Here is an 18705-nt window from a genome sequence, read left to right as displayed (position 1 = left end):
GTCCTCCGGGGCATCTAATCCACCGGTGAACGGAGTGTGAGTTGAGCACGACACTTATCGACGGTGATCCGCAGAGGCTGGGCGGCTACTGGCTGTCCGGGCGGCTGGGCGCGGGCGGCCAGGGCGTGGTCTACGAGGCGTACGACGCCGAGGGCACCCGCGTCGCGGTGAAGGTCCTGCACGGCGACGCCGGGACCGACCCCGAGCTGCGCGACCGGTTCGGCCGCGAGGCCGCCGCCGCCCGCCGGGTGGCCTCGTTCTGCACGGCGGGAGTGCTGGACGCCGATCTCGACGGGCCCAGGCCGTACATCGTCAGCGAGTACGTGGAGGGCCCCAGCCTGCGCCGGGCCGTCGCGGAGGGGCGCCGCTTCACCGGGGGCGACCTGCACCGCCTCGCGACCGCGGTCGCCACCGCGCTGACCGCCGTCCACGAGGCCGGGGTGATCCACCGCGACCTCAAGCCCGACAACGTCCTGCTGGGCCCGGACGGCCCACGGGTGATCGACTTCGGGGTCGCCCGCACGGAGGACATGTCGCTGACCGCGACCGGCATGGTCGCCGGCACCCCGACCTACATGGCCCCCGAGATCTTCATGGGCCAGCGCGCGACCACGGCCGTCGACGTCTTCGCCTGGGGCGGGATCATGGTCTTCGCCGCGACGGGCGCCGACCCGTTCCGCGCCGAGAGCCTGGGCGGGATCATGCACCGGGTGCTGTCGGTGCAACCCCAGCTGGACATGCTCCCCGAGCACCTGCGGCCGTTCGTCGCCGCCTCGCTCGCCAAGGACCCCGCGTCCAGGCCTGCCGCGAGGGACCTGCTGCTCGCCCTGGTCAGCGGTGACGGGAGCGTCGACACCCCGAGGCTGCTCGCGGCGGGCAGCGACGCCGGGGCCCAGGTCCGCGCCACCTCGGCCGACCCCGCGCTCGGCACCCTCGCCGAGGACGCCTACGTCGCGCTCGGCCCCGCCGAGCGGGAGCTGGCCCCCGAGATCTTCCTGCGGCTGGTCACCGTGACCGACGACGGCCAGCTGATCGTACGCCAGGCGCAGTGGGCCGAGCTCCTCGACGGGCGCGGGGAGGGCGAGGCCGCGGCGGTACGGCGCCTGGTGGAGGTCTTCGCGTACCTGCTCACCCACGACGACCGGGAGGTCTGGCTGTCGCGGCCCGCGCTGCCGCAGGCCTGGCCCAGGCTGCGCGCGTGGGTCCAGGCCAACCGGGACGGCCTGGCCGTGCACCGGGGCATCCTCACCGCCGCGCGGCGCTGGCAGCTCCAGGGGCGCAGGGACGGGGACCTGTTCCAGGGCGGCAGCCTGGAGAACGCGATGCGCTGGGCGGCCACCGGACGCCGCAACATCACGCTCAGCCCGGTCGAGCGCGACTTCCTGGAGGCGGGCGCCGCCCTCACCCGGCGCCGCGCCCGCAGGGGCAGGGCGCTCTCCGGCACGCTGGCCGTGCTGCTGGTCGCCGCGCTGGCCGCCGGGGCGTTCGCCGTGCAGCAGAGCAGGGTGGCCGACGCGCGCAGCGCCGTCATCGCCTCCCAGCGCGACCAGGCGACGGCCGCCAGGCTCGCCGCGACGGCCGACGCGTTGCGGATCGCCGAGCCGGTGAGGGCGATGCTGCTCAGCGTGGCCGCCTGGCGGCTGGCGCCGGTGACCGAGGCGAGGGCGAGCCTCACCGGTTCGCTCGCCCAGCGGGAGACGGCGACCTTCCACGACCCGGCCGCCGGGATACAGACCCTCAGGGCGCTGAGCGCCGACGGGCGCACCCTCGTCAGCGTGAGTGACGGCGAGGTGCGCGTCTGGGACGTGCGGACCGGCGGGCGCGCCGACGGCTTCACCGGGATCGGCGACGAGCTGCGCGGGATCGCGCTGAGCCCGCGAGGCGGCCGGCTCGCCGTGATCAGCGGCCAGACGCTGAAGATCTGGGACATGCGGACCGGCAGGCCGGCCGGCGCCGTCATGAAGGTCCAGGACCGGAACGCGGGCGGCGACACCATCGCGTTCTTCGGGCGGTCGGAGGACTGGCTGCTGGTCAGGCAAGGGGAGGGGTTCACCGCCTGGAACATCGTGACCGGTCAGAGGCGCTCCCCGGTCGGGGGAGTCATCAGCGCCGACGTCTCGGCGGACGGGCGCGGGCTCGCGACCGGGGACATCAACGGCGAGGTGATGGCCTTCACCCTGGACGGCCTGCGCAGGATCCCGCTGGGGATCCGCTGCGCCACCTGCGCGCCGAGGACGGTCTACAGCCCCGACGGCGCGACCATCGCCATCGGCAGGGGCAGGGACATCGAGCTGCGCGAGGCGTCCACCGGGGTGAGGCTGGACGTCCGCTTCGAGGAGGGCGCGACCGAGGAACTCGTCTTCAGCCCCGACGGGCGCTTCCTGGCCACGGCGACGAACACGGCCCTGCGGCTCTGGCGGGTCCAGGACGGCAGGCTACTGCTCACCCAGCGGATCGACGCGTACAAACCCGTCGTGGCCTTCGACCCGGACGGGCGCACCCTGCGCTACCTCACGGAGGACTCGGTGACGAGCCTCGACGTCTCCGCGCTGACCAGGCCCGTCACGCTGAAGGGTCCGGGGACCCATTGGGCGGCCCTCAGCCCCGGCGGGCGGCTCCTCGCCTCCAGAGCGGACGGGGCGAGCGAGATCGTGATCCGCGACGTCCGGCGGCGTGAGCGCGTGGGCTCGCTGGAGATCGGGCCCGGGGGCGCCGACGGCTACTTCGAGATGGCCTTCAGCGCCGACGGAGGGCGGCTGGTGGTCAACGGGGGCATGGACAGTTCCCGGGTGACCGTCTGGGACACCTCCACCTTCAAGCGGATCACCACCGTCACCCCCGCCCGCGACGGCGAGGTGGCCGTGGCGATCAGCGCGGACGGCACCGCCGTGGCCTCGTACACCCGCTACTACGACGCCGCGGTGAAGCCCGAGGGAGAGATCCACGTCTGGGACGTGCCCAGTGGACGGCTCCGCTGGTCGCGCCCACAGGAGATGGTCGAGAAGCTGGTGTTCACGCCGGACGGCGGGACGCTCGCGGTCGCGGGCGGTGAGCATCGGCTGCTGGACGCGGGCACCGGCGAGCCGTTCGGCGAGACCTACGGCTCGTCCAGCGTCAGCATCCCGGCGATCGCGCTCGCCTTCGGCGCGGACGGTGGCCGCTTCGCCGTCGCCGATCAGGAAGGGCGGATCTCGGTGTTCGAGACCCGGGGCAGGAAGCGGGTGGGCGCCATGATCCGGGGCGAGGCGGGAGCGGGGACCCGCCTGACGTACTCGCCCCGCGGCGACGTCATCGCCGCGGCGGTGACCGAGCGGTCGGTGGGGATCTGGGACGTCGAGACCGGGCGCCGCCTCGGCCAGCCGATCGTCGCCCAGCCCGGGGACCTCCGGGCACTGACGTTCAGCCCCGACGGTGCCCGGCTCATCGCCGTGGACGGGGCGGGCACCCTGAGCGAGTTCCCGGTCGAGCCGGAGGCGGTGGCGCGGGCGGTCTGCGAGCGCGCGGGCCGCACCCTGTCGCGCGGGGAGTGGCGCGCCTACCTGGGGGACCTGCCCTATCGCGACGTCTGCCCCGCCTGAACGACTCTCCCGGCGCGTGCGGGTTCTGGACTCGCTCGGGGGAGGCCCAGCCCCGTGACGCCCCGGCGCCGGGAATCCGCGACCGGAAGGATTCTCGCCGGAGCCGTCACAGGCCGCGGGGCTGTCCTGTCCTAGCTGGTGACCGGATGGCGAGGGACACCCTCGGGGACAGGAAGGTTTGTCATGAAGATCGTGGTAATCGGTGGTACCGGCCTGATCGGGTCGAAGCTCGTGGCGAGGCTCGGCGAGCAGGGCCACCGGGCGGTGGCGGCGTCGCCGAACACCGGCGTCGACACTCTCACCGGCGAGGGGCTCGCCGACGTCCTGGCCGGTGCGGACGTGGTGATCGACGTGTCGAACTCCCCGTCCTTCGAGGACGCGGCGGTCCTGGAGTTCTTCGAGACCTCCACCCGCAACCTGCTCGCCACGGAGGCGGCGGCGGGCGTCGGCCACCACGTCGCGCTCTCGGTGGTGGGGACCGGGCGGCTGGCCGGGAGCGGCTACTTCTAGGCGAAGATCGCCCAGGAGAAGCTGATCGAGAACTCGTCGATCCCGTACTCCGTCGTGCGCGCCACCCAGTTCTTCGAGTTCACCAGGAGCATCGCCGACGCGGCGACCGAGGGCGGCACGGTCCGGGCGGCACCGGTGTTCTTCCAGCCCGTCGCGGGCACTGGCCGGGCCGGACCGCCGGGGGGAGGTAGCGCGTTTTCCGCGTCCGGTACGGAACCGGGAACGCCGAGGTCTCCTCGAAGCCCGGGACGATCCGACGTTCGTCCCCGTCAGGGGAAACATTCCTTCCGCGGGCCGCATCAAACACCGCATGAGAGTGGCGCGGGAATTGATCGTGGGCGACCCGTGGCGGCTGGGTGGCTACCGTCTCGCCGGGCGGCTGGGCGCGGGCGCCCCGGGCGTGGTCTACGAGGGGTACGACCAGGGCGGGGGGCGGGTCGCGGTGACGGTTCTGCACGGCCGCCCGGGAGCCGGCGCGCCCGACGAGGCCGCCGCCGCCCGCCGCGTCGCCTCCCCCTGCACGGCGAACGTGCTGGACGCCGACCTCGACGGGCCCCGGCCGTACATCGTCAGCCGGTACGTGGAGGGCCCCAGCCTGCGCCGGGCCGGGCGGATCTTCGGCGGCGACGACCTGCACGGCCTCGCGGTCGCGCTCGCCACCGCGCTGACCGCCCTGCACGACGCCGGGGTGGTCCACCGCGACCTCACGCCCGACAACGTGATCCTCGGGGAGGACGGTCCCAGGGTACCGGGTTCGGGATGGCCCCAGGGCGGGTGACGTCGCTGACCGCCACCGGGCTCAGGGCTCGCGTGCCGTCGTACACGGCGCCCGAGGTGTTCACCGGCGGCGCGGCGGGCCCGGCCGCCGACGTGTTCGCCTGGGGCGGGATCGTGCTGTACGCCGCGACCCGCGAGGACCCGTTCGCGGCGGGCAGCCTGGGCGCGGTGATGCACCGGATCCTCTCCCTCGACCCCGACCTGGGCTCGCTGCCCCCGCTCCTGCGGTCGTCGGCCGCCGCCGCGCTCGCCAAGGACCCCCGCGCCAGGCCGGCCGCCCGCGACCTGCTGATCGCCCTGCTCCCCGGGCGCGCCCCGGACCCCGGGACGGCCGCGCCGCCCTGGACGGGGACCGATTCCGGACCGGCCGCACCGCGGGCGGGGGCAGATCCCGGTACGGCCGCGCTGTTGCGGGCGGGGGCCGAGGTGGCGGCCAGGGTCCGTACGGCCTGCGACGACCCCGGGCTGGGAGCGCTGGCGGAGTCCGCGTACGCCGCGCTCGGCCCGGCGGACCGGGAGCGCGCGCCCGGGGTGTTCCTGAGACTCGTCGCCATCGCCCCCGACGGGCAGCCGGTCGCCCGCGAGGCCAGGGTGCCCGCCGGGTCCGAGCGCGTCCTGCGCGGCTTCGAGGGGCTGGTCGCGCACCGGGGGAACGAGGCGCGCCTGGTCCACCAGGCGCTTCCGTACGCCTGGCCGCGTCTGGGGGAGTGGATCGAGGCCGGTCGCGCCCGCCTCGTGGCGCGCGAGAGGCTCGCCCGGCTGCGTCCCCTGCTGACGGCCGCGCTCGTGATGCTCGTGATGCTGGTGATGCTGGCCGCCGGGATGATCGTAGTGGGCTGGATTGTCTGACCTGCGGATACCTGGGTACGACTTTCACCGGAATGCCGTGAGTTTTCGGGGGGAAACATGGCGAGCTGTGAAACGTGCGGTAACGACTACGACATGAGCTTCGAGGTGCACGCCCAGGGCGAGGTGCACGTCTTCGACAGCTTCGAGTGCGCGATCCAGCGGATGGCGCCCATCTGCGAGCACTGCGGGGTCCGGATCGTCGGGCACGGCGTCGAGGCCGGGCAGCGCTGGTTCTGCTGCGCCCACTGCGCGAGGAAGGAGGGGGCGACCGCGATCGTGGACCGGGTCGGCGCGCGGGTGTGAGGTCCCGGGCCGTGCCCGCGCAGGCCCGCTCTGCGCCTGCGCAGGCCCACGCGGGTTCGCGCTGTGCCCGCACAGGGCCCGCTCTGCGCTCGCGCAGGGCCCGCGCCGGTGCGTGGCGCCGTCCGGACACCGGGTTACATCGCATTCCCATGACGGCGTGAGGCGGTATTAACGAGACTGACACGATCTGGTATTCCGTGAGTCTGGCTGAGACCGCCTCCTGCCCTCACACTGGGGCCTATGTGGGATTTTGATGTCCTTGTTCTTGGATCCGGGCCGGGCGGGCAGAAGGCCGCGATCGCCGCGGCGAAACTCGAACGGCGTGTCGCGCTCGTCGAGCGGCGCAACATGCTCGGCGGGGTGTGCATCAACACCGGCACCATCCCCTCCAAGACGCTGCGCGAGGCCGTCCTGCACCTGACGGGCCTCAACCAGCGCGGCATGTACGGCCAGAGCTACCGGGTGAAGGACGAGATCACCGCGGCGGACCTGGGGATCCGCACCCAGCACGTGATCGGCCGGGAGATCGACGTCATCCGCAGCCAGCTGTCGCGCAACCACGTGACGACGCTCAACGGGCACGGCCACTTCGTGGACCCGCACACGATCGGTGTCGTCGACGAGCACGGCCACGAGACCAAGGTCACCGCCGACAAGATCGTCATCGCCACCGGTACCCGGCCGGCCCGCCCCGACACCGTGGAGTTCGACGACCACGCGATCATCGACTCTGACGGAATCCTGAAATTGCAGGACATTCCCGACTCGATGGTGGTCGTGGGGGCCGGGGTGATCGGCATCGAGTACGCCTCCATGTTCGCCGCGCTGGGGACCAAGGTGACCGTGGTCGAGCGCCGCGACCGGATGCTCGACTTCTGTGACCTGGAGATCGTCGAGGCGCTCAAGTACCACCTGCGCGACCTGGCCGTGACCTTCCGCTTCGGCGAGACCGTCGCCGCCGTGGAGCGCCGCCCCCGGGGCGCGCTGACCGTGCTGGAGAGCGGCAAGCGGATCCCCGCCGAGACGGTGATGTACTCGGCCGGACGCCACGGCATGACCGACGAGCTCGCCCTGGAGGCCGCGGAGCTGGCCGCCGACGCCCGGGGCCGCATCCAGGTCGACGAGCACTACCGCACCACCGTGCCGCACATCTACGCCGTCGGCGACGTCATCGGCTTCCCCTCCCTCGCCGCCACCTCCATGGAGCAGGGCCGCATCGCCGCCCACCACGCCTGCGGCGAACCGCTGCGCGGCATCCACCACCTGCAGCCGATCGGCATCTACACCATCCCCGAGATCAGCTTCATCGGTCCTACCGAGGACGAGCTGACCGCCTCCCACGTCCCCTTCGAGGTCGGCATCTCCCGCTATCGCGAGCTGGCCAGGGGCCAGATCATCGGCGACACCTACGGCATGCTGAAGCTCCTGGTCTCCCCGGAGACCCGCGCCCTGCTCGGCGTGCACGTCTTCGGCACCGGCGCCACCGAGCTCCTGCACATCGGCCAGGCCGTCATGGGCTGCGGCGGCACCGTCGACTATCTGGTCGACGCCGTCTTCAACTACCCCACCCTGGCCGAGTCCTACAAGGTCGCCGCCCTGGACGCCACGAACAAGCTCCGCCGGGTGGCCCGCTTCGAGCTCTGAGGGCTCTGAGAGCTCTGATCCCCGCCCGGACCGGGGTGCTCGCGGTCACGGGCGCAGGAGGTGATCCCCGGCGAGCTTGATCGCCTCGTGTTTGGTGTGCCCGGGGTGGTCCACGACGATGAAGTGGCGGCCGATCGCGAGCGCGAACGCCAGGATGCTGCGTGCCTCGATCTCGTCGGGGTCGGTGACGAACGTGCCGAACATCCTCCGCAGGAACTCCATGCGCTCGTTGTCGACGTGCCGCAGGCGCGCCGCGACGGCCTGGTCGTGGCGGGCCCAGGCCCGGACCGCGAGGTCGATCCGGTGGAAGTCCTCGGAGAAGGTCAGATGACCGGCGCGCCGGATCTTCTCGGAGGCGTCTCCGCCGGCGGCGTCGACCTGGGCGAGGACCTCCTTGGTGCAGCGGCGCTCCCACTCGTCGAGCATCTCCGCGAGCAGCGCGGGACGGCCGTCGAAGTATCCGTAGAACCCGCCCTTCGTCACGCCGAGCGCGGCGGCGAGCGTCTCGACGCGGACCGCGTCTGGCCCTCCCTGGGCGAGGGCTTCGAGGCCCGCCTCGATCCAGCGGGTTCGCGGTGTGCGTGCCACGGCGGGAATCCGGCTCCGTCCATTGATCGCGTCGGAGTTGTACGGTACCGTACAAACGAAATATACGGCACCGTATAAACGAAGGGCCGAACCGTGCCGAGACTCGCGGAGAACACCCACACAGAGCGGCCATGGCGCGTCCACGAACTCACGAGTGACTTCTCGGTCGAGGACGTGTGGTCGTTCCGCACCCCCGGAGCCGGGCCCGACGACTTCCCGGTGATGCTCGCGGCACTGCGAGCCGCGGTCGGATCGGTGAGGCTGCCCTGGCCGGCGAGGTTCCTGTTCGCCGTCCGGTGGAAACTCGGCGCGCTCCTCGGCTGGGACAGGGCGTCGGCGGGCGTCGGCGAGCGGGTCGGCTCGCTCCGCGACCGCCTGCCGGGCGACCTCCGCGACGCTCCCCGCGGCCTGGACGACAGGAGGATGCCCCTGAAGGCCGTGTACGAGCTCGGCACGGAGGCCGCGCGCGAGCTGGCGAACGGGACCGTGCACGCCGTGATGCACCTCGGCTGGGTCCAGGGGGCGAACGGCGACCACGAGCTGCGGATGGCCGTCCTCGTCAAGCCCAACGGATGGTTCGGGCGGCTCTACATGGCCGCCATCGCGCCTTTCCGACATCTCATCGTCTATCCGGCCATGACCCGGCAATGGGAACAGGCCTGGCGCGACCGCGATCGTGCCTCCGCGGGGGCGGGGCACGAGGAAGGACGGTCACGATGAGGTCCGGGAGGCGACTGCTCCGCTGGGCGAGCGGGATCATGCTCGTACTGGGGGCGGGGCACCTGTCCCTGGCGGTGCTCATCGCCGGGGAGGGCGTCGCCGGATGGGTGGACCGGGGGATGTGGGCGGCCGTCCCGCTCGTGTTCACGGGCGGGGGCGCCGGCAAGACGGTGGAGTCACTCAGGAACGACCTCGCCTTCTGGGCCGGTCCGGGAAGCTTCTCGGTGCCGCTGATCCTCCTGGGGTGCCTGACCTGGCACCTCGCCGGACGCGGGGTGGCCGTGCCGGCCGGGATCGGCTGGGGCCTCGCGGCGTGGTGCGCGCTGGGCGGCGTCCTCCTCGTACCGTCCCCGTTCTTCGCCGGGACCGTCGCCGGGGCGCTCATCGTCCTGGCGGCGCGGAGGGAGGACCTGCCCGTCACCCGGCCGGCAGGGCGGGAACCCTCTCCCCGGTCGGCGTAGCACTCGTCCCTCCACCGGATCGCGCGGCTTGCAGGGGCGCCGTTCCGGGCGGTTCACGATCTGGCCGATTCGCTGAGCACGGGGCGAGTGGCCGGGACGATATTCACGCGCGGCGGACCTGAGCTGATCTTTGTAGTGGAATACGCCGAATGGAGAGAGCAAGGCAGCTGGCGGGCGAGATGCTGATCTACTGCTTCGTGATCGTCCTGCTCACCGGCGGTTTCCTGGCGTTCTTCCACACGCCCGGTAACGAGATCGTGTACTACGACGGCAGCTACACGCCGCTGCACGGCGTTCCCATGAGCGCCGCCTACAGGTCGGCGTTCGAGATCAGCCACGAAGTGCGCGGCGGCCTGCTCGTACGGCAGGCGCACCACTCCTCCTCGGTCCTGCTCGTCCTGGGAGCCGTCGTCTGGACCCTGCTCGGCGGGTTCCGGTACGTGTTCGCGCTGCTGGGCCTGGGCGCCGTACTGGTGGTCTCCTCGCGCCGGGAGGCCGCCCGGCACCCCAGGACACCACGGTTCGTGGCACTGGGCTTCGGCCTCACCGTTCTGATGATCTTCTTTCTCTAAGGGGCCGTCCGGAGCGGGTGGAGGCCACGCGGCGAAGTCATGGACATGGGGCTCAGCAGGCGCGGCCGACCCCGGAGACGGGGGTTTCGTAGGCTTCGCGGGCGTCGAGCAACTCGTCCCAGTGCCTCTCCGCCCAGGCGCACGCGACCGCCATCGGTCCCAGCAGGCTGCGGCCGAGCGGGGTCAGCTCGTACTCGACCCGCCGCACGGCCTCGTCGTAGGCGGTACGCGAGACGAGGCCGTCCCGTTCGAGCCCCCGGAGCGACTGTGTGAGCACCTTCGCGGTGATGCCGCGCAGGGGGATCCGCAGTTCGGAGAACCGCCGCGGACCGTGCTCAAGACAGCGGATGATCATCCCGGCCCACTTGTCGCCGAACCGGATCGGTGAGAGCGCGGACGGGCAGAGCTCGTCGAACATGTCGGGGGCCAGCGGTTCGTTCACGACGCCACGATATCCGGTATCCCCTCGGTAACCACTGCCCCGGATAGTGTCCGGGCCATCGGCTGGAGCTCAAGCCCGGCCCTGGTGAGAGAGGTGATCCGATGAGCGGGATCGTGGTCTTCGGGGCCGGTGGCCGGGCCGGGCGCGCGTCCGTGGCCGGGGCGCGCGGGCGTGGCCACCACGTCACCGCCGTCGTCCGTGATCCGGCCAGGTACGGCGACCTCGACCACGGCGGTCCGCGCGACGTCCGGTACCGGACGGCCCACGCGGACGCGGCCGGCCGCGCCTCCTACACCGACGCCGACGCCGACGCCGACCTCGCGATCGCGCCGTTCGACGAGATCGACGCCCCAGGGCACCACCGCACGCATCTCGGCGTCGAGGAGGGGTGATGGACAGTCGAGCCGGCGAAGAGGTTCACGACAGTCCGAATGCCTGGGTCGCCCGGCACATCCGCGGTTTCCTCGAAACCGGCGGCCAGGCGCGTCCGGGCATGAACGACCTGCTGCTGACGACCCGCGGCCGGAAGTCGGGCAAGTTGCGCCGTACGGCACTCGTCTACGGGCGGGACGGTGATCGCCTCGTGCTGGCCGCGTCTAACGGCGGTGCGTCGAACCACCCGGCCTGGTACCTCAATCTGCTGGAGGACCCCGAGGTCACGGTGCAGGTCGGCACGGAGAGCTTCGCCGCGCGGGCCCGTACCGCCACGGCGGAGGAGAAGCCGCCGCTCTGGCTGCTGATGGTCTCGATCATGCCTTCCTACGCGGACTACCAGCGGCAGACCAGCAGAGACATCCCAGTCGTGATCGTGGAGCGGGCGCAGCGGCCGCCCGTGCCGGTGCTTGGAGACGAACCCCCGGAATCCGAGGTGGTCAACAGGGGCGTAGCGTCCGGGTAGGCGGGTCTGCCGAGCTCACAGGGTTGACGGTGGCTTCGGCGGCTTCCTCGCGATGGAAGTGCCCTCTCATATCCTGTCCGCCGACGTCGCCGTCTGCTCCGTGATCGCGTGCGTCAGCTCGTCGGCGAGCACGTTCATGTGGTGGGCGCGGGCGTCGGTGAGCATCATGCGCAGGTCGCTCGCCACGCGCCGGGATCGGACACCGGTGGCGTCCCGTACGGCTTGGCGCGCTTCGCGTTCACCGGCTTCGCGATCTCCGGCGCGCATGTGCAGGACGGCCAGCCGGGTGCGGCAGCGCAGCCCGGTCCGGGTACGGCCGGAATCCAGCCGGTTCAGGGCCGAGGACAGGCGTTCGCGCGCCCGGGTGTCCTCGTCCAGGGCGAACAGGGCCAGGCCCAGGGCGCTGTCGTGGTGTCCGGGGGAGACGGTGATGCGCCGTGCCTATTGGTAGCCGCGCAGTAAGGCGGGAGTGGCCTCGCGTTGTCCGCGCTCCACCCGGCTGAGGTGTCCTTTTGACATGCCGATTCGCGTGGAGAGCGCATCGAGACTGACCTTCGCTCCAAGCCGCGCCGCTCGCAGGTCCGGGCCACTGACCACGTTGAACGCCTCCTCCGGCCGGTGCGGCAACGATCATTGCGGCACCGGCGCAACGATGAATTGCCGGTTGTCACCCCTGATGCTTTACACAGGCAAGGAACCAGCGGACATCAATTGTCTCCCTTGTCGCGAAAGGTGGTTTCCCTGCTCGGTAATCATCGGAGACAACCGCCGTCACGTGAATACGGCGCAGTCCATGGTGGCTCCGGTGCGGGGACGCGGTCAATGACTACGGTTGAGGGCGGCACTGTGAACAGCTTCGAAACGGGCGCCGATCTCCGGCGGCACACTCGGGAGACCGTCCCGGCTCTGATTACGGTCGATCCCTGTCACGCGGCGGAAAGCCTGCGAACGGCTCTGGAGACGCACGGCGTCACCTCCGACGTTCACGACGGTTACGGGCTGGCGCTGGTGTCGGTCTGGGTGGGGTTGGTGGTGTGGTGTGACGGGGCGCGGTTCTGGTGGCGTACCGGGTGGGACGCCCGGCGCGGGCGGTTCGTCCATGCCTCGCATCCGGTGACCGAGCCTGACCGCGCCGCCCGGCGCGTCACGTTTCGCTACCGGGAGCTGAGGGAGACGCATCCGCTGTCGGAACTGATCGCCGAGAGCATGTCGTGACCGTTCTGGACGCGTGCCTGAGCCCGCATGTGGTGATGGCTCAGCGTGATCATGCGCGGCTGGAGTGGCGGAGGCCGTACCCGGTGCTGGGACGGGTGCGTTCGGTGGCCTGGACCTGTTTCTGCCGGGCCACGGTCTACGAGTTGTGCGAGGGCGCTGGACGGGCGTTCCTGCGGCGGTCCGTCCAGCTCGACGGCGGGGGCGACGAGGTGCACGAGACCTCCACGTGGCCGGTCGGCGAGGCTCGGGCGATCTGGACGGCGCTGCTGTCCGGCAGGGCCCGGTAGGGACGGGTGCGGTGGCGCGGGATCTGGAGGGACCCGCGTCACCGTGCCTTGAAGGGTCTTTGAAAGGTCTTGAAGGGTCTCGAAGGGACCGTGTCACCGGGCCCTGATGGTCGGCGTGTGGAAAACCGCAGCTGGACAAGGGTACGCGCATCATTCCGGCGGGCAGACAGGGAAACCTAGCGTTTCCCGCCATGACGGAAAAGTTGATCGACGTCCCCCGCCGGGTCGTCGCGGGGATCGCGGGCCTGCTGGTGCTGGCGGGAATGGTCGTGCTGACCGCGATGGGGGAGAGCACCATGCGGCCCCTTCCGGCGTCGGCCCCGGCCGGGGAGTTCAGTGCCGGGCGGGCGCTGGAACACCTCGGGCGATTCGCCGCCGAGCCGCGTCCGCTCGGCAGCCCGGCGTCGGACAGGGCCGGGGACTACCTGGTCGGGCGGTTGCGCGCGGAGGGGATGAGGGTCGAGGTGCACCGGGCGGTCGGGGCCCGCTCGGCCTCGGGGCTCGCGACGTTCGGGCGGGTGGACAACATCGTGGCGACCCTGCCCGGCAGGGATCCGACGGGCACGGTCATGGTCGCCGCCCACTACGACTCCGCTGCCATGGGACCCGGCGCGTCGGACGACGGCGCGGCCGTGGCCGCGATGCTGGAGACCGTGCGCGCGCTGCGCGCCCAGGGAGATCAGGAAGGCCGGGGAGCCCGGGGAGATCAGCAAGGCCGGTGGAACATCCGTAATGACCTGGTGTTCCTGATGACCGACGGCGAGGAGGACGGGGTCCTGGGGGCCGAGGCCTTCGTCAGGGAACACCCGCTGGCCCGAGGGGGCGGGGTGCTGCTCAACTGGGAGGCGCGCGGTGTCGGTGGGCCGTCCCTGATGTTCGAGACCTCCAGGAACAACGCGCGGCTGGTCGAGACGTTCGCCGAGGCCGTCCCGCGTCCGCGCGGCGACTCCTCGATGGTCGAGCTGTACCGGATGCTCCCCAACAACACCGACTTCACCCCGCTGGTCGGAGCGGGCTTCACCGGCATGAACTTCGCCTACATCGAGCGCTCCTCGCGCTACCACACCGCCGACGACTCGATCGCCAACCTCGATCGCGGCAGCCTGCAGCACCACGGCTCGAACATGCTGGCGCTCACCCGCGCCCTGGGCGACGCCGCCCTGCCCACCCTGGTCTCCGACGGCGACGTCACCTACTTCCGGGTCCTGGGAACCATGGTCACGTACCCCGGCCGGCTGGTCCCGCCCCTGGCGGTGCTCGCCGTGCTGTCCCTGGCGGGACTGACCCTCCTCGCGCGGCGGCGGGGGCTGGTCTCCGTTCCGCGGGTGCTCGCCGGTGCGGCGTCCGCGCTGCTCCCGCTGGGCCTGTCGGTGGTCCTCGCGCAGGGGACGTGGGGGCTGCTGGTGGCCTGGCGGCCCGCCTACGACACGATGGGCGGACTGCTGCACCGGCCACTGGCGTACCAGGCCGCCGTCGCCGCCATGGCGGGACTGGCCCTGCTGAGCTGGTACCTCCCCCTGCGCCGCCGGATCGGGCCCGCGGCGCTCGCGGTCGGGGCGCTGGCGTGGCCGGCCGCGCTGGGCGCGCTCTGCGCGTGGGCCGCGCCGGGGGCGTCCTTCGTCCTCACCCTCCCGGCGCTGTGCTGCGCGCTCGGCGGGATCGTCGCGCTGCTGCTCCCGCGATTCCCGGTGTGGCGGGTCGTCGCGGTGACCTTCGGGGCGGTCGCGTCCGCGCTGCTGCTCCCGGCTCTGGCCGGGAACGCGCTGGACGGGATGGGGCTCGCGCTCGGCGGCGCGGGAGCCCTGGTGTTCGCCGTCTTCGGTCTCACGCTGCTGCCGCTCGCGGAACTCCCGCTCCCCACCCCCCACCGGGGCCTGAGCCGCCTCACGGCCGTCGCGGCGCCCTCGATCGCGGTCGCGCTCACGGTGTCGCTGGTCGGCCTCGGGCTCGCGGTGGACAGGTTCGACGAGGGGCATCCCCGGCGCGCGCATCTGGCGTACGTGCTGAACGCCGACACCCTGGTGGCCCGCTGGGTCAGCGCCGACGCCGATCCGGCCGGATGGACCCGGGGGTACGTGTCCGGCCGCGACGTGGGGGAGCTGCCCCCGGGCTACGCGCGCGGCGAGCTGTGGACCGGCCCCGCCCCGGCGATCAGGGCCGGAGGGCCACGGGTGACGGTGCTCTCACGGAGCGGGGACACCGTCACGCTGCGGGTGACCGCCGGACGCGCCGTGCGCGGGGTGACACTGCGGGTGGATCACCCGATCACCGGGGCGACGGCGGCCGTCGCGGGGAACAGGCCGGTGACCGTCGCCGTCGTCGGTGTCCGCACCGGCACCTGGCCCGGCGAGGTCCGGTTCCGCGACCTGCCGCGCGAGGGAGCCGAGATCACCCTGCGCGTCCCGCGCGCGGACCGGCTGCGGGTCACCGCGATCGCCGAGACGTACGGGCTCTCCACGGTGCCCGGCTACCTGCCGAGGCCACCGGGCCTGGTGGCCTCGACCCGCGAGGACGGCGACCTCGTCGCGGTCACCCGGACGTACGACCTGTGAGGCGTGAGCCGGTGGGGTCCAGAGCCGTCCGCCTCCGAACTCGGCAGGGCGCGCGAACGTACGACCTGTGCCCCGTGCGCCGGGAGGAGCCCACCGGCACGTGGTCAGCCGGGGGCGCCGAAGGCGTACTCCAAGGGGGGCAGTACCGCGCGGGCGTCCGCGCCGCCGACCCAGAGGCCGATCACGAACGCCGCGGTCGCCTCCAGCAGGCCCGCGCGTTCCAGGCCGCCGCCGTCGACCGGCACGCATCCGAGATCGGTGACGAGGGAGCGTACGGCGGCCAGCGCGGCGGGGTCGTCGCCGCAGAGGGGCACCGCCAGCGGGACGCCGTCGAAGGCGGGCGGCGTCATCCGCCAGACGTCCTCGTGGCACAGGTTGAACGCCTTGACGACGTGGGCCCCGGTCGTCTCCGCGACGCGTCGTGCCATCGAGGGGCCGCCCTCGGTGGCCAGGGTGAACCGTCCCTGCACGACCGGGTTGACGCAGTCGGCGACCACCCGCCCGTCCAGCGTCCCCCGGGAGGCTCCGGCGGCCTCCAGGACCTCGGTCACGGCATAGTCGCGTACGGCGAGCAGCGTCACCTCGCCGAAGACCGCCGCCTCCTCCCAGGTGCCCGCCCGCGCGGCGGGTCCGAGCCTGTCCGCCAGGGCGGCGGCTTTGGCCGGGTCCCGGCCGCTCACCGTCAGTTCGTGGCCCGCGCGGGCCCAGTGCGTTCCGAGCGCGTCCGCCATGCGGCCCGCTCCGAGGATGCCGATGCGCATCCGTCCTCCCCTGCTCGACTGCTGGTGTAGGACGAAGGTAGAAAGTTCGTCAGGCACCGTTCGGTGCGTGACGCCTCGGAGAGACTGGAGGACCCCCGCGTGTTCCTCGCCGACTGCCGCGCCAGGCTCGCCTTCGACCTGGTCGGCAACACCTGGAACGCCGTCGTCGTCTGGGCCCTGCGCGCCGGTCCCCGGCGTCCCGGCGAGCTACGCGAGGAGATCGGCGGGATCAGCGCGAAGGTGCTCACCGAGACCCTGCGCAGGCTGGAGTACAACGGCATCGTCTCCCGGCGGGCCTACGCCGAGGCGCCGCCCCGGGTCGAGTACGGGCTCACCGACCTGGGGCAGACGCTGGTGCCGCTGATCGGGGCCTTCGGGGAGTGGGCCTTCGAGCACGGCGACGAGGTCCTCGACGCCCAGGACCGCGCCGAGGGTGTCACCGGGTGACGTCGTACGGGTCGGCCGAGGGCGGTCCTGGGTGCGTCGCGGCCTGGGGGAACGGGCGCGGGACACCGAGGTGCCCGCCTTGTGACCGCCGGTGCCGCTTTTCGGGCGTTCGGGTGTTTTTGTTCCCGTTCTCGCGGGAGCGGTTCTCGTCAGCCCGCCTACGAGTCGGCCCGTCGTGAGCGAGCCTGTCCATGAGTCGGCCCGTCCATGACTCAGCTTGCCCATGAGTTGGCTTGCCTATGGGGAGGAGTCGGTGGCGAGCGAGACGAGCACGACGATCATGATGATCACGGTCAGCGCGAGGCCCCACCACCCGCACACAGACCCGCGGTGCTGCATCACCTCCGCCTGGCGGTAGTCGCCCTTGCTCTTCTCGACGTGGGCCAGGACCCCGAAGACGATCGCCGTCATCCCGAGCAGAGAGCAGCCGAGCATGCTGATGGCGCCGAGCACGAAAGGCAGGACTCCCAGTTCGGGAACCGGGGTCGGGGCGCCGACCACGGGCCGGGGCGGTCGGCCCATGGTTGACGGCCGTAGTCGGGCCGCCCGTGACCAGGCTGGCCGTATGCAGGTCGGCCGTAGTCAGGCTGGCCGTAACCGGGTTGGCTGTAGTCAGGCTGTCCGTAGTTGGGTTGGCCGTATCCGGGTTGGCCGTAACCAGGTTGGTCGTAGCCGGGTTGGTGGTAATGGCCGGTCTGTGGGTGTTCGGGCTTCCAGTACTGACCGGGCTCCCAGTACTGGCCGGGCTGCTGATACCGGTCGCGTTGCTGGTGCTGATCAGGCTGCCCGGACTCTGGCGGGCTCTCCCACCACGGTGCCTCCTGGGAGGGTTCGTCGTACCCCTGACCCCGGCCGGATCCGGTGCGATCCCTGGACGGACCGAAGCCGGACCGGGTCCGGGTCCACTCGCCGTCCGAGGCGGTGTCTTCGTCGGGGGAGCTGGGGGAGTCGGGATAGGCGTCAGAGGTGTGGGGGTGGTGTTCCGTAGCCGTTTCTGGCGGTCGGGTGAGGCGCTCCGTCAGAAACGCGTCGTAGGCGGCTCTGGTGCCGGCGTCCGACAGGATCTCGTAGGCGCAGCGCGCCAGATTGAACGCCCGGCTGTTGTTTATCCCCGTCTTGTCGGGGTGGGTGGTTTGAGCCAGGCGCCGGTATGACGTTTTGATCTCTTGGGCGTCCGCGTCGTGCGGGAGGTTGAGGACTTCGTAAGCGTTACGAGCGTCCAGACACTCGAACCTCCGGTCCGTCATTCCTCAGTGCCTTCCGGCCACGTGGGCGATCCGGCAGATGAGACGCCACGTGAACGGGCTACCCGCACGGCCTCTCGGCCGCGAACGCGTTCCCGACGCGAACGTCACCCTGCGGCCGTCGGTGATGTAACACCAGACGCTCCATCCGGAGGCCACGAGATTGTCGGAATCCTCGTAGTACCAGAAGGATCTCGGCTTCTCCCCGCCGCCGAAAGGCTCCTGGAGGAGGACCTGGGCGCGGTGCGGCAGGTGGCCGAGGAAGTCCCGGAAGCCCTGGCTGAACCGACTGTCCTGGCCGGTCGCCGTCACGCCCGCCTCCGCCCGCGTCCCGCCCGCGCCGGTGGGAAGGGTACGGTCGTGGATCTCCTCGAAGCGGAAGGACGCGGGGTCGAGAGGCAGGTAGGTGATCTCGTGCTGGCGGCGTCCGGCCGCCGACACGATCGGGGTGGCCTCGCAGAGCGCGTGGGTGCCGAGGACGACCCCGTAGATCTGCTCGGCGCTCCACTGGTGGGCCCACCATTCCAGCACCTCGCCGGCACGCGTCTCCATCTTCTGCCGTACGACCGGATTGAGCATCTCCCACGAGCGCTCCCTGCCGGCCATGTCCGGGACGGTGGGGACCTCGCCCGCCGGGTATATCGGCGGCCGGTCGTTCCCGCCTTCCCGGCCTCGGGAGGGAAGGTTCGAGCCCGGCGGGGCGATCGGCTGGTTCCGGGGGCGGTCGAGTTCTCCGAAGTCGGCCATGGCCTTCATTTTTCCCGGCACATTTGACGTGTGACGCGATAGCCCGTTTTTGTTATGCGATCACAACAATGGTCGGCTTATCGCCCTAATGTGAACGCCGCGCGTGCACT

General features: G+C 71.9%; 23 protein-coding genes. 15 read left to right on the top strand and 8 right to left on the bottom strand.

Translation table 11 applies throughout. From position 1 onward, the window contains the following. Window positions 1–41: 41 nt before the first annotated feature. On the top strand, window positions 42–3578 hold the full coding sequence (locus tag ACSC1Q_RS29680) for a protein kinase domain-containing protein (RefSeq protein WP_436761980.1): 3537 nt from the start codon (window positions 42–44) through the stop codon (window positions 3576–3578). A gap of 183 nt (window positions 3579–3761) precedes the next feature. Next, a complete protein-coding gene (locus ACSC1Q_RS29675) occupies window positions 3762–4088 on the top strand; it encodes an SDR family oxidoreductase (protein ID WP_436761979.1) in 327 nt (108 codons plus the stop codon). On the opposite strand, the gene ACSC1Q_RS29670 is transcribed toward ACSC1Q_RS29675, so the two are convergent. Further along, window positions 4085–4249: a hypothetical protein gene (locus ACSC1Q_RS29670; RefSeq protein ID WP_436761978.1), complete on the bottom strand. Its 165-nt coding sequence runs from the start codon at window positions 4247–4249 to the stop codon at window positions 4085–4087. The two genes, ACSC1Q_RS29675 and ACSC1Q_RS29670, sit on opposite strands and share 4 nt — an antisense overlap. A 149-nt stretch (window positions 4250–4398) precedes the next feature. On the opposite strand from ACSC1Q_RS29670, the gene ACSC1Q_RS29665 reads away from it, so the two are divergent. From ACSC1Q_RS29665 to sthA, 4 genes are all read left to right on the top strand, one after another. Then, window positions 4399–4866 carry a protein kinase domain-containing protein gene (locus tag ACSC1Q_RS29665; protein WP_436761977.1) on the top strand — a complete coding sequence of 156 codons (468 nt, stop codon included), beginning with the start codon at window positions 4399–4401 and terminating at the stop codon, window positions 4864–4866. Further along, window positions 4848–5714 carry an nSTAND1 domain-containing NTPase gene (locus ACSC1Q_RS29660; protein ID WP_436761976.1) on the top strand — a complete coding sequence of 289 codons (867 nt, stop codon included), beginning with the start codon at window positions 4848–4850 and terminating at the stop codon, window positions 5712–5714. Before ACSC1Q_RS29665 ends, ACSC1Q_RS29660 begins: the two co-directional genes overlap by 19 nt. A gap of 57 nt (window positions 5715–5771) precedes the next feature. Next, window positions 5772–6017 (top strand): metallothionein, encoded by a 246-nt coding sequence (locus ACSC1Q_RS29655; RefSeq protein ID WP_436761975.1) that lies wholly within the window; start codon window positions 5772–5774, stop codon window positions 6015–6017. Window positions 6018–6257: 240 nt separating this feature from the next. Continuing rightward, the gene (gene sthA / locus ACSC1Q_RS29650; RefSeq protein ID WP_436761974.1) at window positions 6258–7661 is read left to right on the top strand and encodes a Si-specific NAD(P)(+) transhydrogenase; all 1404 of its coding nucleotides are present in this window, start codon (window positions 6258–6260) and stop codon (window positions 7659–7661) included. A gap of 45 nt (window positions 7662–7706) precedes the next feature. Here the strand turns inward: sthA and ACSC1Q_RS29645 are convergent, their stop codons facing one another. Continuing rightward, the gene (locus ACSC1Q_RS29645; protein ID WP_436761973.1) at window positions 7707–8249 is read right to left on the bottom strand and encodes a TetR/AcrR family transcriptional regulator; all 543 of its coding nucleotides are present in this window, start codon (window positions 8247–8249) and stop codon (window positions 7707–7709) included. A gap of 93 nt (window positions 8250–8342) precedes the next feature. On the opposite strand from ACSC1Q_RS29645, the gene ACSC1Q_RS29640 reads away from it, so the two are divergent. The 3 genes from ACSC1Q_RS29640 to ACSC1Q_RS29630 all read left to right on the top strand — a co-directional run bounded on the left by ACSC1Q_RS29640 (window position 8343) and on the right by ACSC1Q_RS29630 (window position 10002). Further along, window positions 8343–8969: a DUF2867 domain-containing protein gene (locus ACSC1Q_RS29640; protein ID WP_436761972.1), complete on the top strand. Its 627-nt coding sequence runs from the start codon at window positions 8343–8345 to the stop codon at window positions 8967–8969. Then, window positions 8966–9430: a DUF6463 family protein gene (locus ACSC1Q_RS29635; RefSeq protein WP_436761971.1), complete on the top strand. Its 465-nt coding sequence runs from the start codon at window positions 8966–8968 to the stop codon at window positions 9428–9430. The genes ACSC1Q_RS29640 and ACSC1Q_RS29635 overlap by 4 nt, the downstream gene beginning before the upstream one ends. Before the next feature lie 149 nt (window positions 9431–9579). Continuing rightward, on the top strand, window positions 9580–10002 hold the full coding sequence (locus ACSC1Q_RS29630) for a hypothetical protein (protein WP_436761970.1): 423 nt from the start codon (window positions 9580–9582) through the stop codon (window positions 10000–10002). 52 nt (window positions 10003–10054) lie between these two features. On the opposite strand, the gene ACSC1Q_RS29625 is transcribed toward ACSC1Q_RS29630, so the two are convergent. After that, window positions 10055–10444, bottom strand: coding sequence for a winged helix-turn-helix transcriptional regulator (locus ACSC1Q_RS29625; protein ID WP_436761969.1), 390 nt, complete (start codon window positions 10442–10444; stop codon window positions 10055–10057). Window positions 10445–10545: 101 nt separating this feature from the next. Here ACSC1Q_RS29625 and ACSC1Q_RS29620 point away from each other — a divergent pair, with 101 nt between their 5' ends. Together ACSC1Q_RS29620 and ACSC1Q_RS29615 are read left to right on the top strand one after the other, a co-directional pair. Next, the gene (locus ACSC1Q_RS29620; RefSeq protein ID WP_436761968.1) at window positions 10546–10836 is read left to right on the top strand and encodes a hypothetical protein; all 291 of its coding nucleotides are present in this window, start codon (window positions 10546–10548) and stop codon (window positions 10834–10836) included. Beyond that, window positions 10836–11342: a nitroreductase family deazaflavin-dependent oxidoreductase gene (locus ACSC1Q_RS29615; RefSeq protein ID WP_436761967.1), complete on the top strand. Its 507-nt coding sequence runs from the start codon at window positions 10836–10838 to the stop codon at window positions 11340–11342. The genes ACSC1Q_RS29620 and ACSC1Q_RS29615 overlap by 1 nt, the downstream gene beginning before the upstream one ends. A gap of 441 nt (window positions 11343–11783) precedes the next feature. Here the strand turns inward: ACSC1Q_RS29615 and ACSC1Q_RS29610 are convergent, their stop codons facing one another. After that, on the bottom strand, window positions 11784–11939 hold the full coding sequence (locus ACSC1Q_RS29610) for a helix-turn-helix domain-containing protein (protein WP_436761966.1): 156 nt from the start codon (window positions 11937–11939) through the stop codon (window positions 11784–11786). Between the two features lie 249 nt (window positions 11940–12188). Between ACSC1Q_RS29610 and ACSC1Q_RS29605 the strand changes: the two genes are divergently transcribed. The 3 genes from ACSC1Q_RS29605 to ACSC1Q_RS29595 all read left to right on the top strand — a co-directional run bounded on the left by ACSC1Q_RS29605 (window position 12189) and on the right by ACSC1Q_RS29595 (window position 15396). Beyond that, the gene (locus ACSC1Q_RS29605) at window positions 12189–12557 is read left to right on the top strand and encodes a hypothetical protein (protein ID WP_436761965.1); all 369 of its coding nucleotides are present in this window, start codon (window positions 12189–12191) and stop codon (window positions 12555–12557) included. Then, a complete protein-coding gene (locus ACSC1Q_RS29600) occupies window positions 12554–12844 on the top strand; it encodes a hypothetical protein (RefSeq protein WP_436761964.1) in 291 nt (96 codons plus the stop codon). The genes ACSC1Q_RS29605 and ACSC1Q_RS29600 overlap by 4 nt, the downstream gene beginning before the upstream one ends. Before the next feature lie 191 nt (window positions 12845–13035). Further along, window positions 13036–15396, top strand: a complete 2361-nt coding sequence (locus tag ACSC1Q_RS29595; protein ID WP_436761963.1) for a M28 family peptidase — start codon at window positions 13036–13038, stop codon at window positions 15394–15396. Window positions 15397–15500: 104 nt separating this feature from the next. Here the strand turns inward: ACSC1Q_RS29595 and ACSC1Q_RS29590 are convergent, their stop codons facing one another. Further along, window positions 15501–16157 carry an NADPH-dependent F420 reductase gene (locus ACSC1Q_RS29590; RefSeq protein WP_436761962.1) on the bottom strand — a complete coding sequence of 219 codons (657 nt, stop codon included), beginning with the start codon at window positions 16155–16157 and terminating at the stop codon, window positions 15501–15503. Window positions 16158–16220: 63 nt separating this feature from the next. On the opposite strand from ACSC1Q_RS29590, the gene ACSC1Q_RS29585 reads away from it, so the two are divergent. Then, window positions 16221–16604: a winged helix-turn-helix transcriptional regulator gene (locus tag ACSC1Q_RS29585; protein WP_436761961.1), complete on the top strand. Its 384-nt coding sequence runs from the start codon at window positions 16221–16223 to the stop codon at window positions 16602–16604. 237 nt (window positions 16605–16841) lie between these two features. Here ACSC1Q_RS29585 and ACSC1Q_RS29580 read toward each other — a convergent pair whose 3' ends face one another. Genes ACSC1Q_RS29580 through ACSC1Q_RS29570 form a run of 3 tightly spaced genes read right to left on the bottom strand, consistent with a single transcriptional unit; the run spans window position 16842 to window position 18595 of the window. Further along, on the bottom strand, window positions 16842–17126 hold the full coding sequence (locus tag ACSC1Q_RS29580) for a hypothetical protein (protein ID WP_436762007.1): 285 nt from the start codon (window positions 17124–17126) through the stop codon (window positions 16842–16844). Further along, window positions 17012–17851 carry a J domain-containing protein gene (locus ACSC1Q_RS29575; protein WP_436761960.1) on the bottom strand — a complete coding sequence of 280 codons (840 nt, stop codon included), beginning with the start codon at window positions 17849–17851 and terminating at the stop codon, window positions 17012–17014. Before ACSC1Q_RS29575 ends, ACSC1Q_RS29580 begins: the two co-directional genes overlap by 115 nt. Before the next feature lie 3 nt (window positions 17852–17854). Beyond that, window positions 17855–18595 carry a hypothetical protein gene (locus tag ACSC1Q_RS29570; protein WP_436761959.1) on the bottom strand — a complete coding sequence of 247 codons (741 nt, stop codon included), beginning with the start codon at window positions 18593–18595 and terminating at the stop codon, window positions 17855–17857. Window positions 18596–18705: the final 110 nt, after the last annotated feature.

The organism is Streptosporangium heterodermiicola, assembly GCF_051390675.1.
Taxonomy (GTDB): domain Bacteria; phylum Actinomycetota; class Actinomycetes; order Streptosporangiales; family Streptosporangiaceae; genus Streptosporangium.
The sequence above is the reverse complement of the archived record's forward strand: the minus strand, read 5'-3'. Positions and strand labels throughout refer to the sequence as shown.